Annotated in this window: 18 protein-coding genes; 10 read left to right on the plus strand and 8 right to left on the minus strand. The window is 72.3% G+C overall.

Going from position 1 to position 24,974, the window contains the following annotated elements; all coding sequences use genetic code 11:
* Positions 1-8: 8 nt before the first annotated feature.
* The 3 genes from VZL07_RS35235 to VZL07_RS35245 are packed head-to-tail and all read right to left on the minus strand — an operon-like array spanning position 9 to position 5,730.
* Entirely contained in the window at positions 9-3,134 is a 3,126-nt protein-coding gene (locus tag VZL07_RS35235) for an efflux RND transporter permease subunit (RefSeq protein ID WP_426752324.1), read from the minus strand.
* Positions 3,131-4,318, minus strand: a complete 1,188-nt coding sequence (locus tag VZL07_RS35240) for an efflux RND transporter periplasmic adaptor subunit (protein ID WP_426752325.1) — start codon at positions 4,316-4,318, stop codon at positions 3,131-3,133. Before VZL07_RS35240 ends, VZL07_RS35235 begins: the two co-directional genes overlap by 4 nt.
* Positions 4,319-4,323: 5 nt before the next feature.
* Complete coding sequence (locus tag VZL07_RS35245; protein WP_426752326.1) at positions 4,324-5,730, minus strand: TolC family protein; 1,407 nt, start codon at positions 5,728-5,730, stop codon at positions 4,324-4,326.
* Positions 5,731-5,960: 230 nt separating this feature from the next.
* Here VZL07_RS35245 and VZL07_RS35250 point away from each other — a divergent pair, with 230 nt between their 5' ends.
* The 7 genes from VZL07_RS35250 to VZL07_RS35280 all read left to right on the plus strand — a co-directional run bounded on the left by VZL07_RS35250 (position 5,961) and on the right by VZL07_RS35280 (position 13,842).
* The gene (locus tag VZL07_RS35250) at positions 5,961-7,892 is read left to right on the plus strand and encodes a MopE-related protein (protein WP_426752327.1); all 1,932 of its coding nucleotides are present in this window, start codon (positions 5,961-5,963) and stop codon (positions 7,890-7,892) included.
* A gap of 27 nt (positions 7,893-7,919) precedes the next feature.
* Entirely contained in the window at positions 7,920-8,618 is a 699-nt protein-coding gene (locus VZL07_RS35255) for an ABC transporter ATP-binding protein (protein WP_426752328.1), read from the plus strand.
* A gap of 145 nt (positions 8,619-8,763) precedes the next feature.
* Positions 8,764-9,537, plus strand: coding sequence for an MlaE family ABC transporter permease (locus VZL07_RS35260; protein ID WP_426752329.1), 774 nt, complete (start codon positions 8,764-8,766; stop codon positions 9,535-9,537).
* A complete protein-coding gene (locus VZL07_RS35265) occupies positions 9,534-10,277 on the plus strand; it encodes an MlaE family ABC transporter permease (RefSeq protein WP_426752330.1) in 744 nt (247 codons plus the stop codon). The genes VZL07_RS35260 and VZL07_RS35265 overlap by 4 nt, the downstream gene beginning before the upstream one ends.
* A gap of 14 nt (positions 10,278-10,291) precedes the next feature.
* Entirely contained in the window at positions 10,292-11,050 is a 759-nt protein-coding gene (locus VZL07_RS35270) for an ABC transporter ATP-binding protein (protein WP_426752331.1), read from the plus strand.
* Positions 11,043-12,053: an MlaD family protein gene (locus tag VZL07_RS35275; RefSeq protein WP_426752332.1), complete on the plus strand. Its 1,011-nt coding sequence runs from the start codon at positions 11,043-11,045 to the stop codon at positions 12,051-12,053. The genes VZL07_RS35270 and VZL07_RS35275 overlap by 8 nt, the downstream gene beginning before the upstream one ends.
* A 76-nt stretch (positions 12,054-12,129) precedes the next feature.
* Complete coding sequence (locus VZL07_RS35280) at positions 12,130-13,842, plus strand: DEAD/DEAH box helicase (protein ID WP_426752333.1); 1,713 nt, start codon at positions 12,130-12,132, stop codon at positions 13,840-13,842.
* 64 nt (positions 13,843-13,906) lie between these two features.
* Here VZL07_RS35280 and VZL07_RS35285 read toward each other — a convergent pair whose 3' ends face one another.
* From VZL07_RS35285 to VZL07_RS35295, 3 genes are all read right to left on the minus strand, one after another.
* Positions 13,907-15,304 carry a PepSY-associated TM helix domain-containing protein gene (locus VZL07_RS35285; protein WP_426752334.1) on the minus strand — a complete coding sequence of 466 codons (1,398 nt, stop codon included), beginning with the start codon at positions 15,302-15,304 and terminating at the stop codon, positions 13,907-13,909.
* Between the two features lie 73 nt (positions 15,305-15,377).
* Positions 15,378-16,247, minus strand: coding sequence for an energy transducer TonB (locus VZL07_RS35290; protein WP_426752335.1), 870 nt, complete (start codon positions 16,245-16,247; stop codon positions 15,378-15,380).
* Between the two features lie 167 nt (positions 16,248-16,414).
* On the minus strand, positions 16,415-16,903 hold the full coding sequence (locus VZL07_RS35295; RefSeq protein ID WP_426752336.1) for an NUDIX hydrolase: 489 nt from the start codon (positions 16,901-16,903) through the stop codon (positions 16,415-16,417).
* Between the two features lie 228 nt (positions 16,904-17,131).
* On the opposite strand from VZL07_RS35295, the gene gltB reads away from it, so the two are divergent.
* The 3 genes from gltB (at position 17,132) to rnk (ending at position 23,689) form a co-directional block, all read left to right on the plus strand.
* Positions 17,132-21,697 carry a glutamate synthase large subunit gene (gene gltB, locus VZL07_RS35300; RefSeq protein WP_426752337.1) on the plus strand — a complete coding sequence of 1,522 codons (4,566 nt, stop codon included), beginning with the start codon at positions 17,132-17,134 and terminating at the stop codon, positions 21,695-21,697.
* A gap of 3 nt (positions 21,698-21,700) precedes the next feature.
* Positions 21,701-23,164, plus strand: coding sequence for a glutamate synthase subunit beta (locus tag VZL07_RS35305; RefSeq protein ID WP_426752338.1), 1,464 nt, complete (start codon positions 21,701-21,703; stop codon positions 23,162-23,164).
* A 108-nt stretch (positions 23,165-23,272) separates the two neighbouring features.
* Complete coding sequence (gene rnk / locus VZL07_RS35310; RefSeq protein WP_426752339.1) at positions 23,273-23,689, plus strand: nucleoside diphosphate kinase regulator; 417 nt, start codon at positions 23,273-23,275, stop codon at positions 23,687-23,689.
* Positions 23,690-23,746: 57 nt separating this feature from the next.
* Here rnk and VZL07_RS35315 read toward each other — a convergent pair whose 3' ends face one another.
* Together VZL07_RS35315 and VZL07_RS35320 are read right to left on the minus strand one after the other, a co-directional pair.
* Positions 23,747-24,508 (minus strand): ParA family protein, encoded by a 762-nt coding sequence (locus VZL07_RS35315; RefSeq protein ID WP_426752340.1) that lies wholly within the window; start codon positions 24,506-24,508, stop codon positions 23,747-23,749.
* A 75-nt stretch (positions 24,509-24,583) separates the two neighbouring features.
* The gene (locus tag VZL07_RS35320) at positions 24,584-24,892 is read right to left on the minus strand and encodes a c-type cytochrome (protein ID WP_426752341.1); all 309 of its coding nucleotides are present in this window, start codon (positions 24,890-24,892) and stop codon (positions 24,584-24,586) included.
* Between the last annotated feature and the right edge of the window lie 82 nt (positions 24,893-24,974).

The following is a 24,974-nucleotide window of genomic DNA, read 5'->3' on the forward strand; positions in this document are numbered from 1 at the left end:
CGCTCCACTCACCCGTGCGCCGCGTGCCGGGCCTCGTCCCCAGGCCCCGGCTGCTGCGGCGGCTCGGGGGACGCATCGTCCTTCTTCCCGAAGCGCTCCCCCAGCCTCGCCTTGATGCGGTCCGCCACCACGTAGAAGGCGGGCACCACGAGCAGGCTGAGCACGGTGGACACCGACAGGCCGCCGAGCACCGCGATGGACATGGGCGCGCGCGTCTCCGAGCCCGCGCCCAGCGCCAGCGCCGCCGGCACCGCGGCCATCATCGTCGCGGTGGACGTCATGAGGATGGGCCGCAGCCGCACCGGTCCCGCGCGCAGCATGGCCTGCAGCGCGTCCGCGCCGCGCTCCCGCTCCTGGAGCGCGTAGTCCACCAGGATGATGGAGTTCTTCTTCACGATGCCCATCAGCAGCAGCAGGCCAATCATGCTGAAGATGTTCAGCGTGGTGCCCGTGGCGAACAGGGCGAACGCCGCGCCAGCCACGGAGAGCGGCAGGATGGTGAGCACCGTCACCGGGTGCAGGAACGAATTGAACTGCGCGCCCAGCACCATGTAGGCCACGCCAATCCCGAGGAAGAGCGCGAAGAACAGGCTGTTCATCGAGTCCCGGAACGCCACGCTGGCGCCGCCCGGCACCACGCGCACGCCACCCGGCAGGTCCTTGGCCAGCGCCTCCACCGTCGCCAGCGCCTCTTCCTGGTTCGAGCTGGGGGCCACGTTGGCGTAGATGCTGATGGCGCGCTCGCGGTCCCGCCGGGTGATGGCCTGGAGCGCGGGCCGCTCCTCCTGCGTCACCAGCGACGACAGCGGCACCAGGGCGCCGCTGGCCGTGCGGACCTTCAGGATCGACAGGTCCTCCGGACGCGAGCGCTGGTCCGCCAGCAGCCGCATGCGCACGTCGATGCGCCGGCCCCCGGTGGTGTACTTGCCCACGCGCACGCCGCCCACCAGCGCGTTGATGGTGGTGGCCACCGACTGGATGGGCACGCCCAGGTCCGCCGCGCGGCCGCGGTCCGGGGTGATGCGCAGCTCGGGCATGCCGAGCTGGTAGTCCGTGTCCACGTCCACCACCTTGCCGCTGGCCTGGAGCTTCTCGCGCATCTCCCGGCTGGCCTCCACCAGTTGCTCCCAGTCCGAGCCGCGCACGCTGAACTCCACCGGGAAGCCGCGCTGCGCGGTGAAGCCGCTCTGCGACTGGTCCTGCACCACCGCGCGCAGGCCCGGGTAGCTGTTGAACTCCTTGCGGAGGAGCTGCTGGAACTCCGCCTGCGGCATGCGCTCGTCGGGCGGCTTGAGGCTGACGAACATGATGCCCGTGTTGACCGCGCCGCTGCCGAAGCCGCCGACGACGGAGAACACGCGCGTCACCTCCGGCCGGCTGCTGGCGAACTCCTCCGCGCGCAGGAACAGCCGGTTCGTCTCCTCGATGTTGCTGCCCACCGCCGTCTGCATGCGCACCAGCAGGCGGCTCTGGTCCTGCGACGGCACGAACTCCCCCGGCAGCGCCCGGAAGACGAAGACGCTGACGCCCATCAGCACCACGGACGAGGCCAGCACCCACCACGGCCGCTTCAGGCCCCAGGCCAACGTCCGCGCGTAGAAGGCCTCCAGCTTCTCGAAGGCCCGGTCCACCCAGACGCCCACCGTGCTGCGGTCCTCGCGCGACGTCTTGAGCAGCTGCGCGCAGCGCGCGGGCGCCAGGGTGATGGCCTCCACGTAGGACAGCATCACCGCCACGCACAACGTCACGCCGAACTGGAGGAAGTACTTGCCGATGACGCCGTCCATGAAGACGACGGGCAGGAAGATGGCGATGACCGCCATCGTGGCCGCCAGCGCGGCGAAGGTGATCTCCGCGGTGCCCTCGCGCGCGGCGCGCACCCGGTCCTTCCCCTCCTCCGAGTGCCGGAAGATGTTCTCCAGCACCATGATGGCGTCGTCCACGACGATGCCCACCGCCAGCGCCAGCCCCAGCAGGGTGAAGGTGTTGAGCGTGAAGCCCAGGAAGTAGATGACCGCCACCGTGCCCAGCAGCGACATGGGGATGGCGAGCACCACGTTCATGGTGCTGGACAGCGAGCCCAGGAACACCCAGCACACGAAGGCGGTGAGGATGCACGCGAGCATCAGCTCGAACTCGATCTCGTGGACGCTCTCCTCGATGAACTGCGTCGAGTCGAAGTTGATGCCCAGCTGCATCCCCTCCGGCAGGTCCTTCTGCATCTTGTCCAGCTCGGCCCGGACGCCCTGGGCCACCGCCACGGCGTTGGCGCCGCGCTGCTTCTTGATGCCCAGGCCCTGCGCCGGCTCGCCGTTGATGCGCGCCATGCGGCGCACGTCCTCGAAGCCATCCTCCACCAGCGCCACGTCGTTCAGGTAGACGGGGAACCCGTTCTGCTCGCGGATGATGATGCGCCGCAGCGTCTCCAGGTCCAGCGCCTCGCCCATGACGCGGACGTTGACCTCGCGGCCCTGCGTCTCGATGCGGCCGGCGGGCAGCTCCACGTGCTCCCGCTGGAGCGCCGCGGACACGTCCTCGACGGTGAGCCCCAGCGCGTCCAGCTTCTGCGCGTCCACCCAGATGCGGACGTTGCGCTCCAGCAGGCCGCCGAGCTGCACCTCGCCCACGCCCGGGACCGTCTGCAGCTTCTCCTTCACGCGGTAGCGCGCGTAGTCGCTCACCACCTGCTGGCTGAAGGGCCCGGACACGCCCACCCAGAGGATGGGTTGGTCCTCCGGGTTGGACTTGGAGATGATGGGTGGGTCGATGTCCAGCGGCAGCCGGCGCTGCACCTGGCTCACCTTGGTCTGCACGTCCTGGAGCGCCAGGTCCACGTTGCGCGACAGGTCGAGCTCGACGGTGATGTTGCCGCCGCCCTGGCGCGCGGTGGAGTTGATGGCCGTGACGCCCTCCACCTGCGTCACCGCCTCCTCGATGAACTCGAGGACGTCGCTCTCCACCGCCTCCGGGTTGGCGCCTTCCCACGTCACGGAGATGTTGATGGTGGGGAAGTCGACGTCCGGGAACTGGCTGATGCCGATGCGCTGCGCGGCCACCAGTCCGAAGACGATGGTGGCCGCCATGATCATCCACGCCAGGACTGGCTTCTTGATGCACGCCTCGGTGATGTTCATTGCCGGGCGCCTCCACCGCCGCCGCTGGCCGCCTCGGGTTGCAGGGCGGGCTCACCTGTGAGGGTGGGCTTGGGCCCCTCCGCCACCCGCACCGACACGCCGTCGCGCAGGGCCTCGCCGCCGCGCACCACCAGCGTCTCGCCGGGCTTCACGCCGTCGCGCACCTCCACGCGGCCGTCCGCGGTGCGCATGCCCAGGTCCAGGATGCGCTCGCGGGCCTTGTCTCCCTCCACCACGAAGGCCAGGAAGCCGCGCTCGCTGGCGCGCACCGCCGTCTGCGGAATCACCGGGCTGCCGCCCCGCGTCTCCACCGGCACCGCCACCGTGGCGAAGGCGCCCGGGCGCAGCCGCTCGGCCGCCTCGCCCGTGATTTCCGCCGTGACCGGCACCATGCGGCTGGCGTCGTCCGCGGCGGCGGCCACGTGGGTGATCTTCGCCGTGAAGGTGCCGCCCACCGAGCGCACGGCGAAGCGCGCCGTCATGCCCGGCTCGATGCGCGCCACGTCCGCCGCCGGCACGGTGAAGCGCAGCAGCAGCGGCTCGCGACGCAGGAGCGTGGCCAGCACGGCGCCGGGCTGGACGTACTGCCCCGTCTGCACGGTGCGCGTCTGCAGCACGCCGTCCATGGGCGCGCGCACGTAGGCGTCGCGCTGGTTGAGCTGCGCCTGGTCCAGCAGCGCCTTCGCCGACGCGACGTCCGCCTCCGCGGTGCGCGCGCGCGCCTCGAAGGTCTCCAGCTGCTCGGCGGGCAGCAGGCCCGGGCTGGCCTCGTTGACGGCCGTGCGGCGCTTGGCGCCCGCCTCCGCCTCCACCAGCGTGGCCTTCGCGCGCGCCAGGGCGGCCTCCGCGGAGCGCACCGCGATGGCGTAGCGGGCCGGCTCGATCTCCGCGAGCACGTCGCCCTTCTTCACCGCCTGGCCCTCCGTGAAGAGCACGCGCTCGACGGCGCCGGGCACGCGCGCGGTGATCTGCACCCGCTCGAACGCCTCCACGGAGCCCACCGCGTCCACCACGTACTCCACGTCCTGGGCCGCCACCGGCGCCACCTCGACGGGGAACTGGATGGGCCCCCGGGCACTCCCGCCGCGCGCGGGTCCGGCCGAGCCGCTCTGCGCGTCCTTCTTGCACCCCGCGCCCAGGGCCAGCACGGCCACGGCCAGGCTCAACGTTCCTGCACGTCGCATTACCTTCACGGTTCATTCCCCAATGGGTCGAGTCCGACAGCCGCACGCAGCCCCAGCAGCGCCACGCCCAGGGCAAACCGGCTCTGGGCGTAGGCCACCTCGGCCTCGAACTGCCGCAGCGAGGCATCCGCCACCGTCAGCGCCGTGGACAGCCCCTGACGGTAGAGAATCCCCTGCTCCTCCGCGTTCTGCCTCGCGGTGCGCACCGCCAGGTCGCTCTGTGCCAGGGCGGCCTGGGCGTTCTCCAGTGCCACCCTCGCCTGCTCGATGTCCACGTCCACCCGGCGGGTGGAGGCCTGGAGCTGCAGCTCGGCGGCCTTCCGGAGGGCCACGCGCTCGCGGCGCTCGGCGTAGCGCTCGCCGCCGTCGAAGAAGTTCCAGACCAGGTTGATGCCCAGGAAGCCGTCGCCCGTGCGGCCCGCGAGGCCCGCCTCGTTGGTGAGCCGGTACGTGGCGGTCGCGTTCAGTGCCGGCAGCAGGCGCGCCAGGGGCTCCTTGGCGCTCTCGTCCAGGGCGTCCACGCGCAGGCGGGCCGCCAGGATGTCGGGGCGGCGGTCCACCGCGCCCGTCGCCACGGCATCGTGCGCCTCCAGCGGCCGGCTGGCATCCGTCAGGAGCGTGTCCGGGGCGACCAGGGTGCCCTCCACCGGAGACACCAGCAGGTAGCCCAGCTCCAGGCGGGTGGTCTGCGCGGCGTTGCGCGCATTCGTCAACTGCACCTCGGCGCTGGCCACCTCCAGCTCCGCGCGCGTCACGTCGTTGGTGCTCGCCAGCCCCGCCTTGGCGCGGGCGGCCGCGTCCTCGAGCGACTGCCGGGCAAAGGCGAGGCGCTGCTCGGCGGCCCGGTAGACCTGCTCCTGGGCCAGGGTGGAGAGGAAGGCGTTGGCGGCCTCGAAGCCCACCTGCCGCCGGGCCTCCACCGCCTCCAGCTCCGCCGCGTCACCGTCACGACGCGCCGCGCGATAGAGGAAGATGCCGCGGGCGTCGAACAGCGGCATGCTGGCCACGAAGTTGGCGTTGAGCGCGTTGTTGCGCTGGATGACCACCGTCTGGCCACCCACCTCGCGCGTCACCTCGTACAGGCGCCGCGTGTAGGTCCCCGTCCCCGTCAGCTCCGGAAAGAAGAAGGCCCGGGCCCGAGCCAGCCGGGCCCTGGCGGCCTCGGACTGCTGCTCGGCGGCCAGGGCCACCTCATTACGCTTCGCGGCAAGCGCCACCGCCTGTTCCAGTGACAGCGGACCGCCCGTCGCGGGCCTGGGCTCGGAGGGCGACGGCTGCGGGCCGGCGGGCACATCCTCGGCGGCGGGAGTGGCGCCTGGGGCCTCGGGCTGCTGGCCCACGGCCTCGGTCGTGGACAGGGCGAGCCAGGCACAGAGGGGCACGGTGAAGGCGTGACGACAAGGTCTGGGCATGTACGGGCGAGGGGTGCTCGGGCCTCGGGGGGCGGTTCGGCGCGCCATATAAACGGAGGTGGAGAGAGGGGGCTATGACGATTCGGCGGCTGGACGCTGGCCAGCGCAACGGACTATGGGTGGCGTCGAGTTCTCCTGGGTTCCGTAGCTCACTGTAGAAAGATTGCGGGCGCCACCAAGCGTCCGGGAATGCTCGGCCGATGCGTTTATTCCAGATGGGGTGTGTTCTTGTGGCGCTGACCTCCGTTTCCGGCTGCCGGAAGCAGGAGGACCCACCTGAAGCGGGCGCCCTCCGGGTGCTCGTCTCGTATGCCACGTTCCGCCCCGCCTGCCTCACGTTGACGGTCACGGACGAGCAGGACCCCTCGCGCACCGAGTCCACGGACGTGCGCGTGGACCCGGAGGCCCGCAGCGACATCCGGACGGTGGCCATCCTGGGCCGCGAGGGCTGGAGCCGGAACCTGCGCCTCGTCGCCAGCGCCAACGAGCGCTCCTGCAACGGCCCCGTCGTGGCGCGGCAGGAAGTGACGGCCCAGGTGCCCGAGGTGGGCACCGCGGACGTCCAGCTCGCCCTGCGCGCCCTGGACCTGGATGACGACGGCTACGTCGACGCCGAGGGACAGTACCCGGGCTCCGACTGCGACGACGCCGATCCGGCCATCCACCCGGGCGCCACGGAGGTGTGCGACGGCGTGGACAACAACTGCGTCAACGGCGAGGCCGACGCCCCGGGCGGCGCGACCTACTACCTCGACGCGGACGGCGATGGGTTCGGCGACCCGCTCGCCCTTCCGAACCTCTCCTGCAACCCGCCCCCGGGCTACGTGCAGGAGGGCGGGGACTGCAACGACCAGGACGCGAACGTCTTCCCCCGGTCGGAGGAGCTCGTCTGCGACGGGAGGGACGACAACTGCGATGGGGCCATCGACAACGCCCCGTTCGACGTGGGCGCCGTTTGCCGCACCGCGCAGAACTGCGACGGCAACAAGCAGTGCACCGCCGACCAGGCGTCCACCGAGTGCGTGAGCGCGCTGGTGCCCCAGGAGTGGTTCGTGGACGAGGACGGCGACGGTCACGCGGGCACCTCCGCGGGCTTCTGGTGCGCGGACCCGCCGGTGGGTGCCGTGGCGGAGAACACGGACTGCGACGAGAGCTCGCGCTTCGCGTCCAGCACCGCGACCGAGGTGTGCGACCGGCTGGACAACGACTGCGATGGCGAGGTGGACGAAGGGCTCACCGGCTGCGACCCGGGGGCGTGGACCGTCGCGGCCGGAACGCCGCCCTCGGCGGTCTGGCGCGCGGTGGCACCGTACGGCGCGAACAAGGGCTGGCTCGCGGGTGACGGCGGCCAGGTCGCCCACGTGGACGGAGACACCCTCTCGCTGGTGGCCAGCTGCGCCGGCGCCTGGAGCTCGGCCTGGACGACGAGCACCGGCCGCGTGTTCCTGGGCTCGAGCGCGGGCGTGCTCACCACCCGCCTGCCCACCGACACCGGTGCATGCGCCCCGGTCCAGGGCCCCGGCGAGGCCGGACTCAACGGCATGGTGGGCTTCGAGGACGGCGGCCGCGTGACGCTGTTCGCGGTGGACAGCGCGGGCCGCATCATCCGGTGGGTCTACGAGGAGGGCGCGCCGACGCAGGCCGAGCCCGAGCTCATCGTGCAGGTCTTCGACAACCTGCGGTCCATCAATGGCACGAGCCCCGAGACGCTGCTCGCGGTTGGCGCCACGAACGTGAGTGGCGTCAACCAGCCCGTCATCTGGCGCGCGCCCGCCCCCGGCAGCACCGAGTGGACGCGGGAGGACCTGGGGACCTTGCCGTCCGGAGGGTTCCTGTACGACATCGACGTGCTCTCGCCGACGCGGGCCGTCGCCGTGGGTGACTCCGGTCTGCTCCTGGAGCGGTCCGGGACGACGTGGAGCGTCAAGCCCCAGCTCACCCTTCCGTCGAACCTCACCGCGGACATCCGCCGGGTGGTGGCCTTTGGCAGCAAGGCCGTCTATGCGGTCAGCTCCGGCACCGACGACATCCACTTCTTCAACGGCGAGACGTGGACCATCGCCTCCACCCCGCCCAGCACGATCTTCGGGCTGGAGGGCACGGGACCGACGGACCTCTGGGCCGCGGGCTCCGACGGCGTACTCGTGCGCTGGCGGCCCTGAGTCGGCGGGAGGCTCCGGACCGTCACCATGGACCTGCGCACGGATGACCTCTCGGTGCGGTACGGCGCGCGACAGGTGCTGTCCGGGGTGACCTGCGCGCTGCCCGCTGGGACGCAGGCGCTGGTGCTGGGGCGCTCGGGCGCGGGGAAGACGACGTGGGTGAAGGCCCTCGCCGGCCTCGTGCAGCCCACCCAGGGCCGGGTGCTGTGGGACGGACAGGACGCGGCACGGCTCTCTCCCGCCGAGCGCCGGGAGCGGCAGGCCGGCTTCGGCATGGTGTTCCAGACAGACGCCCTGTTCGACTCGATGACGGTGCTGGAGAACGTGATGCGGCCCCTCACCCGCCGCCACGTCCCCGAGGACGAGGCCCGGGCCCGCGCCCACGAGGTGCTGCGCGCGGTGGGGCTCGCGGATGCCGCGGGGACGCTGCCGGAGCGGCTGTCCGGCGGCATGAAGAAGCGCGCTGGCATTGCGCGCGCGCTGGCGGCCCGGCCTTCCGTCGTGCTGGCGGATGACCCCTTCGCGGGATTGGACCCAGGCACGGCCCGGCAGGTGGCCCGGGTGCTGCTGGAGGTGTCGAAGGGCGGCACGCTGCTGGTCGTCGCGACGGAGGCCCCGGCGGACCTGCCCCTGCCCCGGTGGCTGTACTTCCGCGGCGGACGGCTGGTCCATGACGGGGCGCCCGCCCCCGAGCTGGAGGACGCACCGGACGAGGTGCCGGCGTGACGCGGCAGCTGATGCGAAAGGGCGGGTGCGCCCAGAGCCCAGGGTCGGACCTGCCGGCCCCCACGGGGAATCAGCACCTGGACGGCATGCGAGGCTCGCCCCCGCACAGGGCCCCGAGACGGCGGAGCCACTGCGAGGTGCCCGCATGACGCTCCTGACGGGACTGGGACGCATGAGCCTCGGGGCCGTGCGCGGTACTGGGGCGCTCGGGCTCGTCGTGGGCCGCACGCTGCTGGCGCTGCCGAAGCTGGAGCGCCGCGAGCTGGGCCGGGCCCTGGTGCAGTTCGGCTATGGCTCCTTGCCGCTGGCCCTGGCCACCGCGGCGCTGGCGGGCGTCATCGTGGTCCTGCAGTCGGGCATCTACGTCCAGCGCTTCGGCGCGCGGGCCTTCCTCGGCTGGGCGGCGGGCTACGGCGTCCTGTGGGAGTTCGGCCCGCTGCTGCTCGGCCTCATCATGTCGGCGCGCATCGGGGCGCGGAACGCGGCGGAGCTGGCGTTGATGCAGGTGGGCGGCCAGATTGAAGGGCTGCGCGGCATCGGCCTGGACCCCTTCGCCATCCTCGTCGCCCCGCGCGTGGTGGCCATGGAGGTCAGCATGCTGGCGCTGAGCAGCTTCACCTTCATGGTGGCCATCCTCTTCGAGTCCGTGGCCGCCCTCTTCACCCTGGGACTGCCGGTGCGCGTGTTCTTCGGGACCTTCGCCCAGTTGCTGGGCCCGCTGGACATCCTCGGAGGCGTGGTGAAGACGGGCACCTTCGGGCTGGCCATCTCCCTGCTGTCCACCACGGTGGGCCTCTCGGCCCGGGGCGGCGCGCAGGCCGTGGGACAGGCCGCGGCGAGCGCGGTGGTGCAGGGCTGCGCGGCCATCTTCGTCCTCGACTTCGTGCTGACCTCCGTGCTCGCGGGGTGGATGGGATGAGCGTGCTCACGTTCTTCGGCGCGCCCGCGGTGATGCTGGCGCGCACGGTGAGGGCCTCCACCCGGGACGGCGTGCCCTGGCGCGAGTCGCTGGCGCAGCTCCACGAGCTGGGCGGGCGCAGCGTGTGGCTGGTGATGTCCGGCATGGCGTTCTTCGGCGCGGTGCTCGTCACCATCGCCAACAGCCAGGCGCGGCGCTTCGTGGGCAACGTGGCTGTCCTCGGGCCCGCGTACTTCGAGCTGCTCATCCGAGAGCTGGGCCCCGCGGTCTCCGCGCTGCTGACGGCGTCGCGCGCGGGAGCCGCCCACGCGGCGGAGCTGTCCACCATGAGCGTCAACGAGCAGGTGGAGGCCCTGGAGATGTCCGCGGGCGATCCGTACGCGGACCTGGTGGCGCCCCGGGTGTTCGCGGGGGTGCTGGGGGTTCCCCTCTTGTGCACGCTGGGCACCATCGCGGCGACGCTGTCCGCGGCGGCGGTGGCGCAGTTCGCGTTCGGCGTGGACGGGCGGGCGTTCATGGACCCGCGCTACGTGGACGGCTGGGACATCCTGGGCGCGCTCCTGAAGTCCGCAGGCTGCGGCCTCTACATCCCCCTGGCGGCGGCGGTGGCGGGCCTCAAGGCACGCGGCGGCGCCGAGGCCGTGGGCGAGGCCACCACAGACGGAGTCGTGGCCGCCAGCCTGGGCTGCCTGCTCATCGACCTCGCGGTGTCCCTCGCCTTCCAGCTCCTGCGCCTGTGAACGAGCCTCCGCGCATGTCTCCCACCCCGTCCCTTCCCGACAGCGAGGCCCTGCGCTTCCGGGACGTCCACGTCGCGTTCGACGAGGGGCGGCGGCGCGTGCTGGCCGGCCTCACCGCGGACGTCTCCACGAAGGAGCTGACGTTCATCGCGGGCGCCAGCGGCACCGGGAAGAGCGTGCTGTGCCGGCTGGCCGTGGGCCTGCTGCGCCCGGACGCGGGCCAGGTGGAGCTCTGGGGGGAGCGCGTGGACTCGCGGCCCGAGCGCGAGCTGGTGCGGCTGCGCCGTCAGGCGCCCTACCTAGTGCAGGGGCCGGCGCTGCTGGACTGGCGCACGCTGCGGGAGAACGTGCGGCTCGCGGACCCGAGCGCCTCGGCGGACGCGGTGGACGCGGCGCTGGAGCAGGTGGGCCTCCTGGACTGGGCGGACCGCCTGCCGCCGGAGCTGGGCCCCGGCGCGAAGAAGCGGACCGCCATCGCCCGGGCGCTGGTGCTCGGGCCGCGCTATCTCCTCTTCGACGAGCCGACGACGGGCCTGGACCGGAAGGCGGCGAGCCAGGTGGAGGAGGTCCTCGCCTCGCTGAAGGCACGGGGCCTGGGAGGGATGGTGGTGTCCCACGACTACCGGCAGCTGAAGGCGCTGGCGGACCGGGTGCTGGTGGTGGCGAACAAGCAGTGTGCGTACCTGGGCACGCCGGAGGGTTTCCTGGAGTCCTCCGCGCCCGAGCTGCGGGTGCTGACGGCGCCATTCATGGAGGGCGCGACGGATGGATGAGCGACGGTTGGAGCTGAAGGTGGGCGCCCTGGTGCTGGCCACCCTCGTGGGCGTGCTGGTGCTGCTGTGGCTGATGGGCGAGCTGAAGCTGGGCTCGGAGACGGGGCTCGCCGTGGACTTCGGCCACACGGGCAACGTGGTGGAGGGCGCCCCGGTGAAGCTCGGCGGCGTGCAGGTGGGGCGCGTGCAGGACATCCAGCTCCAGCCCGAGCGGCGCGACGCGCAGGGGCGCCCCCTGCCCGTCCGGATGGAGCTCGCGGTGTCGCCGGAGGCGGTGGGCGCGCTGCGCAAGGACGCGCGGGTGACGGTGGCCACGGTGGGCATCCTGGGCGAGCCGTACCTGGAGCTGAACCCGGGCTCGGCGCCGGAGCGGCTGCCCGCCGGCGTGGCCGTGCGGGGAACGGACGCGCCCCGGCTGGACGTGCTGGCCGAGCAGCTCACGCGCTTCGTGGACCTGCTGTCGCAGATGCTGGAGGAGGACCCGGAGGCCATCCGGGGCCTGGCGGCGAATGTGTCCCGCCTGGCGCGGACCCTGGACCAGATGCTGACGGAGAACCGGGGCGACGTGAAGGTGCTCGCGACGGAGCTGGCGGCGGCCTCGAAGGACCTGCGTCACCTCGCCGGCCTCGCGCGCGAGGCCTTCCAGCCCGGTGGCAAGGGCGCGCGGATGCTCGACGACGCCTCGGCGGTGGCGGCGCTGGTGCGCAGGGACCTGCCGGGGCTGACGAAGGCCGCCGAGACGACATTGGACGGGCTGGCGGCCGTGACGGGCCCCCTGGGCCCCGAGGACGGCGCGCGGGTGAAGCTCGCCCTGGAGCGCCTCACGGCGGCGTCGGGGCAGCTGGAGAGCATCGCGGCCCGGGCGGACCGGGTGCTGGCGAAGCTGGAGGCCGGAGAGGGCACCGCGGGCGCCGTACTCCAGGACGGCACGCTGTACGAGGAGCTGCGCATGCTGGTGACGGACCTCCGCAAGCACCCCTGGAAGGTGCTCTGGAAGGACTGACCGGATTGTTCAGGGCGAGCGCCCCCCGCGATTCTGGGGGCGCACCCGGCCGAAGCCGGTGGTACAAGCCCCGGCCGTGAAAGCCCCCCAGCCCCCCGCCACGTCCGACGCCACCTTCGAGTCCCTGGGCCTCAAGCCCGAGCTCGTCGAGGCACTCAGCACACTCGGCTACGAGGAGCCCACGCCCATCCAGGCCGCTGCCCTCCCGCCGCTCCTGGCCGGGAAGGACCTGCTCGGCATCGCCGCCACCGGCACCGGCAAGACGGCCGCCTTCGCCCTGCCCCTGCTCAACCATGTGACGCCCGGTGCGTGCCGTCCCAACACCACCTCCGCCCTGGTGCTCGTCCCCACGCGCGAGCTGGCCATGCAGGTCTCCGAGGCCATCCACCGCTACGGCCAGAAGCTCGGCATCTCCGTGCTGCCCCTGTACGGCGGCCAGGTCATCGGCCAGCAGCTCCGCGTCCTCAAGCGCGGCGTGGACGTGGTCGTCGCCACGCCCGGGCGCGCGCTGGACCACCTGCGCCGGGGCACGCTCCAGCTCGATGACGTGCGCATGGTCGTCCTCGACGAGGCCGACGAGATGCTCGACATGGGCTTCGCCGAGGACCTGGAGGCCATCCTCTCCGGCACGCCCGAGGACCGGCAGACGGCCCTCTTCTCCGCGACGCTGCCCCCGCGCATCGCGAGCATCGCCGAGCGCCACCTGCAAGAGCCCGTGCGCGTGAAGATCGCCCGCGAGAAGGTGGAACAGGGGGAGATGCCCCGCGTCCGCCAGACGGCCTATGTCGTCCCGCGCGCCTTCAAGATCGCCACCCTGGGCCGCCTGCTCGATGTGGAGTCCCCCACCGCCGCCATCATCTTCTGCCGCACCCGCACCGAGGTGGACGACCTCACGGTGTCCCTCAACGGCCGCGGCTGGCGCGCCCACGCCCTGCACGGCGGCATGACGCAGGAGCAGCGCGACCGGGTCATCAAGCAGCTCAAGTCCCAGGGCACCGACCTGCTCGTGGCCACGGACGTCGCGGCGCGCGGCCTGGACATCCCCCGGCTGTCGCACGTGGTGAACTTCGACGTGCCCAACGCGCCCGAGGCCTACGTGCACCGCATCGGCCGCACGGGCCGCGCCGGCCGCGAGGGCGTGGCGATCACGCTGGTGGAGCCGCGTGAGCACCGCCTGCTGCGCAACATCGAGCGCGTCACCGGCCAGCGCATCGAAGTGGCCACCGTCCCCACCGTCGCGGACATGCGCGAGAAGCGCCAGGAGATGCTCCGCGCCTCCCTGCGCGAGACGCTGGTGGCCGGCGAGCTCGACGCCTTCCGCAACGTGGTGGAGGGACTGGCCAGCGAGTACGACGCGATGGACATCGCCGCCGCGGCCGTGAAGCTCCTCCAGGAGGCCCAGGACGAGGGCCGGGACACCGAGGAGACGGAGATCCCCAACGTCCCGCCGCCGCAGGAGCGGCGCGAGCGGCCGGGCAAGTTCGGCGCGCCTCCGGGACGGCCTGGACGCCCGGACCGCGGCCCGAAGTCCCGCGGGGCGCCTCCGACATGGGACGTCACCCGGCTGTGGATTGGCGCGGGCCGGCACGCGGGCATGCGCCCCGCGGACCTGGTGGGCGCCATCGCCGGCGAGGCGGGCGTCGACTCCTCGAAGATTGGCGCCATCCAGATTGGCGACACCTTCTCGCTGGTGGAGGTGCCGGAGTCCGAGGCCAACCGCATCATCGCCGCGCTGAAGAACGCCACGCTGCGCGGCCGGAAGGTGCCGGTCCGCAAGGACCGGACCTGACGCCTTCCTCGGCGCTGTCGCAGGTGCCCGGCTCGTGCGTGGGAACGAGGCGGGCTGAATGCCGTCAGGCCACCGGCTCGGTCTGCGCGTCGGACTGCGCGGCGGCCTCCTCGCGAGGCGACGTCTGGGTCCGGCGCCGGGGGAAGAACCGGCGCCAGGCCAGGGCGAAGCCCGTGTAGACCAGGAACACGCCGCCCAGCGATGCGATGGCGGCCGCGAGCTGCCCCAGCAACCCCAGTGCCTCGCCCGTGTGGAGGAAGCGCAGCCAGCTGCGCAGCTTGCGGCCGCTGTTGTAGTCGGCGTAGCCCTCCACCTTCGCCACCTCGCCGGTGAAGGGGTTGAGCGACACCTGCTTGGAGGCGAACGGCGGCCACGCATCCGTCTCGCGGATCGTTAGCGCCACGGCGTCGACACCGCCCGAGTCTCCCTTTTCACCGCGCGCCCCCTTGCCCGGCGCGCCTTCCCGGCCGGCACGCCCGTCGCGCTCAGCGGGCGCCGTGGCCTGCGCGCCCGAAGCATCGTCGCTGCCACCACGCGCGTCCCGAGCCTTCGCGCCCGGAGCATCGGCTTGCGCCCCGTCGCGACCGCCCTGCGCGGGTGCGGCACCGCCGCGCGCCCCGCCGCCCAGGCGCAGCGTGACGGACGCCCAGGTGGGCGACGTCTTCTGTGCCTCGGCGATGAGCGCGTCCGCGGACTTGCGCGGCGTCTCCACCTCGGGCGCGGGCACCTTCACCGTCGCCGAGCCCGGCGGCCCCTGGGTGGCGGGCGGCGTGTTGCCCGTCATCGTGAACACCAGGTTGGACGCCCACTTGTACGAGATGACCATGCCCGACGCGATGAGCACGATGAGCACGGGCAGCGTCCAGAAGCCGATGACGTTGTGCCAGTTCCAGTCGCGCGCCTTGCCCTTCAGCCCGCGCCGGAACCACAGCGACGGCCGCATGGCCCGCAGCGTCCACTTGCGCGGCCACCACAGGTACAGGCCGGAGATGGCCAGGAAGAGGAACACCGCGTTGCTCGCGCCGGTGATCGCCTTGCCCACCGCGCGGTTGTCACCGCCAGCGGCGAGCCACCGGTGGAGCTGCACGTTCCACTGGAAGAAGCCACGCACGCCCTCCGCCCCGTTGCCCAGCACCTCGCCGGTGTACGGATTGACGTAGACCACCGCGCCCCGGCCGATGCTCACCTGCACCGCGGACGCCGGATCGGGGAACACCGTCACGCCCGAGGGCTGCCCGTCCTTCCGCACGGCGCGGACGCGCTCGACCAGTTCCTCCACGGGGAGCCGGGCCGCGCCGGGGGACGGTACCTGCACCGTCCGCATGTCGCGCTCCGCCCACTCGATGATCTGCTTCTCGAAGGCGAGGACCACGCCCGTGAAGGACATGATGCCAATCACCAGCCCGGTGGCGACACCAACGATGAGATGAATCCAGAAGATGATGTTTCGAAAGGTGCGCATGAAACGGCTTCGGCGCGGGCCGGTGCGCCCGCGAGCAACACTGGGCAACCCCGGCGCGACACCGCGCCGGTGCTCACCTCAGCGAGAAATTGACGGGGATGTCGATGATGACGCGGGCCAGCTTTCCCGAGCGGCCAAGCGCCGGCGTGAAGCGCCACTGGTTGACGGCCTCGATGGCCGCCGCGTCGAGCGCGGGGACCGAGCGCATCACCTTCGTGTGCTCCGGCTCCACCCGGCCATCCGTCCCGACGATGACGCGCACCACCACCACACCCTGGATGTTCCGCTGCTTCGCGAGCCGGGGGTAATCCGGCGTCACCGACTTGAGGACGGTGGGAGGGCGCATCACCTGCTTCAGGCTCAGCGCGTCGCCCGTGCCACCAACCGCCGTGGAACCGACGATTCCGCCCTTCGTGCCGCCGACGACACCACCGACCACGCCGCCCACCACCCCACCAATCGCGGACGCGGCGCCACTGTCCGCGGGCTGCGCCTGCGCCACCTCGGGCTGGGGCTCGGCAACGGGTTCCGGCTCGGGCACGGGCTCCGGCTCGGGGGGCGTCTCAGGCTTCACCTCCGCCACCGGCTCCGGCCGGGGGACGGGGGCCGGCACCACGCGCTGCATGGGCCGGGGGCGCGCCTGACGCTGGACGTCCTTCTTCGCGGGCGCCTGCTGCGGCGCACCACCGCCGGCGGGCGGCGGGGGCGGCGGCGCTGCGAGGGCCAGCAGCACCAGCTCCGGCTCCTCGCGCACCACCGGCTTCGGCGGCGTCGGCGTCACCGACAGCGCGGCCGCCACGACACCCGCGTGGAGCACGACGGCCATGACACAGGCCCCGCTCCACCGGCTCCAGAAACCCTCCGCCGTGGCGGACTCCCCCATGCGGAAGAGCGCCCCAGCGGGTTTCACCGCCGCCACGGAAGCAGCTTCCGGGGCAGGCATCGAAGGCTCGAAATTGAGAATCGTTCTCACTTTCACTGATGCCGTGGATATCCCCAGCGCTCGCATCCGTCAATGCTCGCCGAGTGAATTCTCCTACGCCCGGAAGGACGCCCGCCCGGCGCGCCGCTTCGGGGACGCCGCCAGAAAAGCGCTGTCGCAGCGGCCACTTAGAAGCGGCTGTAGCTCCAGCTCAGCGCCCGTCCGCCGGCGTACGGCATCACGCCGTGGAACGGGCGAGGGTCTGCATCGAACACCAGCGGCAGGAAGTGCCGGTCCCCGTCCCAGAGGTTGAGCTTCTGGATGTCCGCCACCGGCACCCAGGAGAGCGAACCCTCCGGGTTGCGCTCCAGGGGCGTCCCCTCGAAGCGGTCGATGCGGAAGACGAAGCCCAGCCAGTCCTCGCCGTGCTTGCCGAAGCCGGGCCAGGAGATGGTGCCGCGCAGCACCAGCTGCGTGCACTCGATGCCCGCCTCCTCGCGAATCTCCCGGCGCATGCAGGCGGCCACGTCCTCGTCGCGGTCCAGCTTCCCGCCCAACCCGTTGAATTTGCCGTAGTGCGCGTCATCCGGGCGGGCGTTGCGGTGGATGAGCAGCACCCGCTGCCCGTCGGGCGACATCACGTAACCGAGCGTGCCGATGATCGGCGTGTACGGCATGGAAGCGACCTCACGCGGTGCGGCATCCGAGCGTCGGAGCCCATGGCCACCGCCGGAATGCGACAGCGCGCGGCACTGTAGTTCATGCTGGGCCAGCCAGGTCCCTCCTTCTCCCGCCCGCCATTCCGCCTGGGGCGGGCCCTCCCTTTACGCCAGCCAACGCAGCGCGTTAGCGTGTTGCGGCACAACATTGATGACTACCCGCGTCGTCGGGAAAGGGGACTCTTGATGTCGGCATTCCGCCCCGGTCGGTATGGCCTCTATGAGCCCGACACCGAGCATGACGCCTGTGGCGTGGGCTTCGTGGCCCACCTGAGGGGTGAGCGCTCGCGAGGCATCGTCGAGGACGCGCTGGAGCTCCTCAACCGGCTCAGTCATCGGGCGGCCGCCGGACGGGACCCCAAGACGGGTGATGGCGCCGGCATCCTGGTCCAGCTTCCCCACCGCTTCTTCGAGCGCGAGTCCCCGAAGTTCCCCTTCACCCTCCCGCCGCGCCGGCACTACGGCGTGGGTCAGGTGTTCCTCCCGCCCGAGCCCGAGGCCCGGGCCGCCTGTGAGGCCGCCTTCGAGGAGGTCGTCGTACAGGAAGGCCAGCGCGTGCTCGGCTGGCGTGACGTCCCCGTGCATCCGGAGCACCTGGGCCCCGTGGCCCGCGAGGCCGCGCCCGTCATCCGGCAGCTCTTCGTGGCGCGCCGGCGCGTCGTCCCCAGTGCCTTCGAGCGGAAGCTCTACCGCATCCGCAAGCTGACGGAGAACCTCATCCAGGCGCGCGGCGTGGACCCCAGCGGGCGCTTCCACGTCGCCTCGCTGTCGTCGGAGACGCTCGTCTACAAGGGGCTGATGCTGCCGGTGGACCTGCCGCGGTTCTACTCCGACCTGCAGCAGCCGGACTTCGTGAGCGCGCTGGGCCTGGTGCACTCGCGCTTCTCGACGAACACCTTCCCCACGTGGGAGCTGGCGCAGCCGTTCCGCTTCATCGCGCACAACGGTGAAATCAACACCATGCGCGGCAACCGGAACTGGATGACCGCGCGGCGCGGGCTGCTCCAGACGGCGCGGCTGGGCGGCAGCCTGGAGGCGCTCCAGCCCATCATCGTCCCGGGCAAGAGCGACTCGGCGCAGTTCGACAACATGGTGGAGCTGCTCTACCTGGGCGGCCGCACCCTGCCCCACGCGCTGATGATGATGATTCCGGAGGCCTGGGAGGGCGACGCGCTGATGGCCGACGAGCGGCGCGCCTTCTACGAGTACTCCTCCGCGCTGCTGGAGCCCTGGGACGGCCCCGCGGCCATCGCCTTCACCGACGGCCAGCTCATTGGCGCCACGCTGGACCGCAACGGCCTGCGGCCCGCGCGCTACCTCGTCACCGAGGATGACCGCATCATCCTCGCCTCGGAGATGGGCGTCATCGACGTGCCTCCCTCGCAGGTGCGCCGCAAGGGCCGCCTCACGCCGGGCCGCATGCTGCTGGTGGACACCACCGAGGGCCGCATCCTGGAGGACGAGGACGTCAAGCGCGACATCACCACGCGCTGGCCCTACCGGCGCTGGCTCCAGCGCAACGTCTACACCTTCGACAACCTGCCCGCCGTCCCGGCCCCGGTGCGGCTGCGCGGCGAGGAACTCTGGCGAGCCCAGCGCGCCTTCGGCTACACGGCCGAGGACGTGCGCTCGGTGCTCACGCCCATGGCGGAGACGGGCAAGGAGCCCGTGGGCTCCATGGGCACGGACACGCCGCTGGCGGTGCTCAGCGACCAGGCGCCCAGCCTCTTCTCCTACTTCCACCAGCTCTTCGCGCAGGTGACCAACCCGCCCATCGACCCGCTGCGCGAGTCGCTGGTGATGACGCTGGCCACCGCGCTCGGCCCGGAGAGCAACACCTTCGAGGAGACGCCGGAGCAGTGTCACCGACTGTCCCTGCCCGGGCCCATCCTCACCAACGGGCAGCTCGCACGACTGGCGAACCTCAACGACGACGGCCTGTTCGAGACGCGCCGCCTGTCGCTCCTCTACCCGCTGGACAGCGGCGAGGGCGCGCTCGAGGCGGCGGTGGAGAAGCTCTGCAACGAGGCCGTGGAGGCGGTGGACGCGGGCGCCAGCATCCTGCTGCTCAGCGACCGTGGCGTGGACGCGGCGCATGCGGCCATCCCCGCCCTGCTGGCCATGTCCGCGGTGCACCAGCGCCTGGTGCGCGACGGCATCCGCATGTACGCGGGACTGCTGCTGGAGACCGCGGAAGCGCGCGAGGTGCACCACTTCGCGTGCCTCTTCGCCTACGGCGCCGCGGCCGTGAATCCATACCTGGCGCTGGACACGCTCCGGGCCCTGGCGGACGGCGGCGAGCTGGCGGTGGACGCGGAGAAGGCGCAGGAGCGCTTCATCCACGCCGTGGAGGAAGGCCTGCTCAAGGTGATGTCGAAGATGGGCATCTCCACGCTCCAGTCCTACCGGGGCGCGCAGCTCTTCGAGGCGGTGGGGCTCCAGCGCTCGCTCATCGAGCGGCACTTCACCGGCACGGCGTCGCGCGTGGAAGGCGTGGGGCTGCCCGAGCTGGGCCGCGAGGTCCGGGAGCGCCACGCCCGCGGCTTCGGCCCGGAGGCGGACGCGGAAGCGGGCATGCTGCCCGTGGGCGGCCAGTACCGCTGGCGCCGGCTGGGCGAGCGGCACAAGTGGAACCCGGCCACCATCGCAAAGCTCCAGGCGGCGGTGCGCTCGAATGACGCCGCCACCTTCGCGGAGTACTCGCGGCTGGCGGACGACGAGACGCGCGAGCACTGCAACCTCCGCGGGCTGCTGGAGGTCTGCCACGAGGGCCGCACGCCCGTTCCCCTGGAGGAGGTGGAGCCCGCCCTCTCCATTGCCCGGCGCTTCGTCACCGGCGCCATGTCCTTCGGCTCCATCAGCGCGGAGGCGCACGAGACGCTCGCCATCGCCATGAACCGGCTGGGCGGGCGCTCCAACAGCGGCGAGGGGGGCGAGGAGTCGCGCCGCTACCTCCGCGATGAGAATGGCGACCTGCGGCGCAGCGCCATCAAGCAGGTGGCCAGCGCGCGCTTCGGCGTCACCACCGAGTACCTGGTCAACGCGGACGAGCTCCAGATCAAGGTGGCCCAGGGCGCCAAGCCCGGCGAGGGCGGCCAGCTCCCCGGCCACAAGGTGGACGAGCGGATTGCCCGCGTGCGCTGGTCCACGCCGGGCGTGACGCTCATCTCCCCGCCGCCGCACCACGACATCTACTCCATCGAGGACCTGGCGCAGCTCATCTACGACCTCCAGTCGGTGAATCCGTCCGCGCGCGTCAGCGTGAAGCTGGTGAGCGAGGTGGGCGTGGGGACCATCGCCGCGGGCGTGGCCAAGGCCGGCGCCAGCTGCGTGGTCATCTCCGGCTACGAGGGCGGCACGGGCGCCTCGCCGCTGTCCAGCATCCAGCACGCGGGCCTGCCGTGGGAGCTGGGCCTCGCGGAGACGCAGCAGGTGCTGGTGCACAACGGCCTGCGCTCGCGCATCCGCGTGCAGGCGGACGGCGGCATGCGCACCGCGCGCGACGTGCTGGTGGCCGCGCTGCTGGGCGCCGAGGAGTTCGGCATGGCCACCGCCAGCCTCGTGGCCGTGGGCTGCGTCATGCTGCGCAAGTGCCACCTCAACACGTGCTCGGCGGGCATCGCCACGCAGGACGCGGGGCTGCGCGAGCGCTTCCAGGGCAAGCCCGAGGACGTGGTGAACTTCTTCCTCCTCATCGCGGAGGACCTGCGCCAGCGGATGGCGGCGCTGGGCGCCCGCACGCTGGCGGAGCTGGTGGGCCGCGTGGACCTGCTGAAGCAACGCCCCGCGGTGGACCACTGGAAGGCGAAGCGCGTGGACCTGTCCGCGCTGCTCGCCGCGCCGGCCGCGCCGGCCAGTGAGCCGCGCCACTGCGCCGCGCCGCGCGTCAAGGACGTGTCGGACCACCTGGACCACACGCTGCTGCGCGACGCGGGCGCGGTGCTGGACGGCGGCCCGCCCATGCTGCTGAACGTGCCCGTCGCCAACACCCACCGGGCCGTGGGGGCCCTGCTGTCGGGCGAGATTGCCCGGCGCCACGGCGGCCAGGGCCTGCCGGATGGCCGCCTCCACGTGCGCATGAAGGGCTCCGCGGGCCAGAGCTTCGGCGCGTTCCTGGTGAAGGGCGTGACGCTGGAGCTGGAGGGCGATGCCAACGACTACGTGGGCAAGGGCCTGTCGGGCGGGCGCATCATCGTCTACCCGCCGCAGGCCAGCCGCTTCACGCCCGAGGAGAACGTGCTGGTGGGCAACACCGCGCTCTACGGCGCCACGGCCGGCGAGGTGTACCTGCGGGGACTCGCGGGCGAGCGCTTCGCGGTGCGCAACAGCGGCGCGCAGGCCGTCGTGGAGGGCGTGGGCGACCACGGCTGCGAGTACATGACGGGCGGCGCGGTGGTGGTGCTGGGCCCCACCGGGCGCAACTTCGCGGCCGGCATGAGCGGCGGCATCGCCTACGTGCTCGACCGCGAGCAGTCCTTCCGGCAGCGCTGCAACCTGGAGATGGTGGAGCTGGAGTCGCTGGTGGACGAGTCCGAAATCTGGCTCGTGCACGGCATGGTGGAGCGCCACCTGCACCACACCGGCAGCGCGCTGGCGCGGCGGGTGCTGGACAACTGGGAGCTGATGGTGCCGCGCTTCGTGAAGGTGATGCCCACCGACTACAAGCGGGTGCTCCAGGCGCGGCGCGCGGCCCGCAGACCACCGGAATCCGCCTCGGCGGCGCTGGCACAGTCCGCGGCGGGGAGGGCCTGAGCCATGGGGAAGCCGACGGGATTCATCGAGTGGGAGCGCGTCCACGCGCACAAGCGGGACAAGGCGGAGCGGCTCAACGACTGGCGCGAGTTCGCGCTGCCGCTGGCCCCGGACGAGGCGAAGCGCCAGGCCGGCCGCTGCATGGACTGTGGCGTCCCCTTCTGCCACCAGGGCTGTCCCCTGGGGAACCTCATCCCCGACTTCAACGAGGCCGTGTACCGGGGCCGCTGGCGCGAGGCGTACGACTTGCTCAGCCGCACCAACGGCTTCCCGGAGATGACGGGCCGCCTCTGCCCGGCGCCGTGCGAGGCCGCGTGCGTGCTGGCCATCGACCGGGACGCGGTCACCATCGAGCAGCTGGAGAAGGAAATCGCCGAGCGCGCCTTCGCCGAGGGCTGGGTGAAGCCCCGGCCCCCGGCGCGCCGCACGGGGAGGACGGTGGGCGTGGTGGGCTCCGGGCCCGCGGGCCTGGCGGCGGCGGCGCAGCTCAACGCGGCCGGCCACGCCGTCACCGTGTACGAGCGGGGCGCGCGGCCCGGCGGCCTGCTGCGCTACGGCATCCCGGACTTCAAGCTGGAGAAGTCCGTGGTGGACCGGCGCATCGCGCTCATGGAGGCGGAGGGCATCACCTTCGTCACCGGCGTGGACGTGGGCGGCGCCGTGAGCTACCGCGAGCTGCGCGCGAAGCATGACGCCCTGGTGCTGGCCCTGGGCGCCCGGCGGCCTCGCGAGCTGGAGGTGCCCGGGCGCGAGCTGTCCGGCGTGGTCCAGGCCATGACGTACCTGGAGCACCAGAACCGGCGCGTCTCGGGGCACGGCGAGAAGGACCCACGGCTGGACGCGGCCGGCCGGCACGTGGTGGTGCTGGGCGGCGGCGACACGGGCTCGGACTGCCTGGGCACCGCGCTGCGGCAGGGCGCGAAGAGCGTGCGGCAGGTGGAGCTGCTTCCCGCGCCGCCCGCGGCCCGGGGTGAAGGCAACCCGTGGCCGAAGTGGCCGCTCATCTTCCGCACGTCCACCAGCCAGGAGGAAGGCGGCGAGCGCAGGTTCGCGCTGATGACGAAGCGGCTGACGGGGAGCGATGACGGGCGGCTCCAGGCGCTGCACGCCGTGGAGGTCGACCTCCAGCGCGAGCCCGGCGCCCTGCCCCGCGTCGTCGAGCGCCCCGGCACCGAGGTGACCTTCGAGGTGGACCTGCTGGTGCTGGCCATGGGCTTCACCGGACCGGAGACGGGCCCCCTGTCCGAGGAGCTGGGCGTGAAGCTGTCGCCCCGGGGCACCGTGCAGGTGGACGCGCGCTTCGCCACGTCGGCGGAGGGCGTATTCTGCGCGGGCGATGCGAGCCGGGGCGCCAGCCTCATCGTCTGGGCCCTGTCCGACGGCCGCGAGGCCGCCAAGGCCTGCGATGCCTATCTTTCCGGGGGGCGCTCCGCGCTGCCCACCCGGGGCGCGGACTGCGCCTTCTGAGGGGGACGGCACATCTGGATCGCCCCGTGGGGCGACTCGGGAATAAAGTGTGGCCCACACAGTTAAATTGGGTTTAACCCCTACTCCCTCCCACAGGAGGCCCGTGACATGAGCAGCGAACAGTCCCTCATCGTGACCGAGACCGACCTGGAGCGCCTGCGCCAGGTGGTGGACCACAGCGGAGGTGGCCGCACGGCCGAGTTCGCGGAGATGCTGGACGCGGAGCTGACCCGGGCCCGCGTCGTCGCTTCAACGGACGTGCCGCCCGACGTCGTGACGATGAACAGCAAGGTCGTTTTCGAGGATGAGCAGACGGGCGAGCGCCGCGAGGTCACCCTCGTCTACCCGCGCGACGCCAGCAGCGACGACGGTCGCATCTCTGTCCTGGCCCCCATCGGCAGCGCGCTCATCGGCCTGTCCGTGGGGCAGACCATCACCTGGCCCCTGCCGGGCGGGCGCTCCAAGCGGCTGCGCATCGTCGCGGTGCCCTACCAGCCCGAGGCCGCGGGCCACTACAACCTCTGAGTCGGCCTTCCCTGGACGGCACCGTGCGCCCTCGCGGCGGACGGTGCCGTTGTCGTTTCAGCGCGAGCCCACGCGCTTCTCCAGCTCCCGCGCCAGGGCGCGCAGCTCCTCCACGCCGGCCGCCTGGGGGCTCGTGTCGAACACCACCTCGTAGCCCAGCCCGGCCTGGTTGATGGACTCCGAGCGAGGAATCCGCGCCCGCAGCACGGGTACCGTGGACTCGCTCAGCGCGCCCTCCATGGCCTCGTTGGTGGCGGTGGTGCGGCGATCCCACAGGTTCACCACCGCGACCAGCTCCCCGCCCTGCTCTCGGACGTCACGCCAGGCGGCCTCGATTTCTCCCAGGCCCTGGAGCGCGAAGGCGCCGGTGGGGACGGGCGCCACCACCAGGTCCGCGGCGGCGAGCACGGCCTCGGTGTAGGCGCCGATGCTGGGCGGGGTGTCCGCGAGGATGATGTCCGGCGTCCACCCCAGCGTCTTGAGCGCGCGGGGAATCGCCTGGAGGCGGTGGCCCCACTGGAACAGCTCGCGCTCCTGGGCGGCCATGCGCGGCGCGGCGGGGGCGATGAACAAGCCGGGCCGCTTCGGCGAGGGCACCACCACCTGCGCCAGCGTGTGCTTGGGTCGAGGCCCGAGCGCATCCCCCACGCACGGGCCGTCCCGGGTCTCCAGCCCCAGCACCAGTGACGCATGGGCCTGCGGGTCCAGGTCCAGCAGCAGCACCTGCCGGCCGGCATCCGCGAGGGCCGCCGCCACATGCGAGCAGAGCGTCGTCTTGCCGACGCCGCCCTTGATGGTGGAGAACGCGATGAACGCCATGGCCCCGGTCTATACCGGACGTCCCACGGCGAGAGAAGCCACGGGCCGCCGCAGCTGCGCTGCCCCTTCCGCGCGCTACTTCTGCGTCATGATCCACTTCACCAGCGCGCGCGCCTCCTCGTCCGTCAGCTTGGCGTTCGCCGGCATCGGGATGGCGCCCCAGGCACCGCGGCTGCCCTTCCGCACGCGCTCCGTCAGCGTGTCCTCCACGCCCTTCTGCTGCGCGTAGCGGTCGGCGATGTCCTTGTAGGAGGGACCGACCAGCTTCCGCGTCGCCATGTGGCACGCCGTGCAGCCCTTGGCCTTCGCCAGGTCCTCGCTCGCGAGGGCGACGTTGGACACCAACGCCACCACGGAAACAGACATCCACAGAAAACGCTTCATCGCAGTCTCCAGTCTGCGCAGCCTACCCAGGTGGCCCGACAGGGCGGCCTTATCACGTTTTATGGGGGGCCACGCGGACCAG

The organism is Pseudomyxococcus flavus (assembly GCF_050038885.1).
Classification (GTDB): Bacteria; Myxococcota; Myxococcia; order Myxococcales; family Myxococcaceae; genus Myxococcus; species Myxococcus flavus.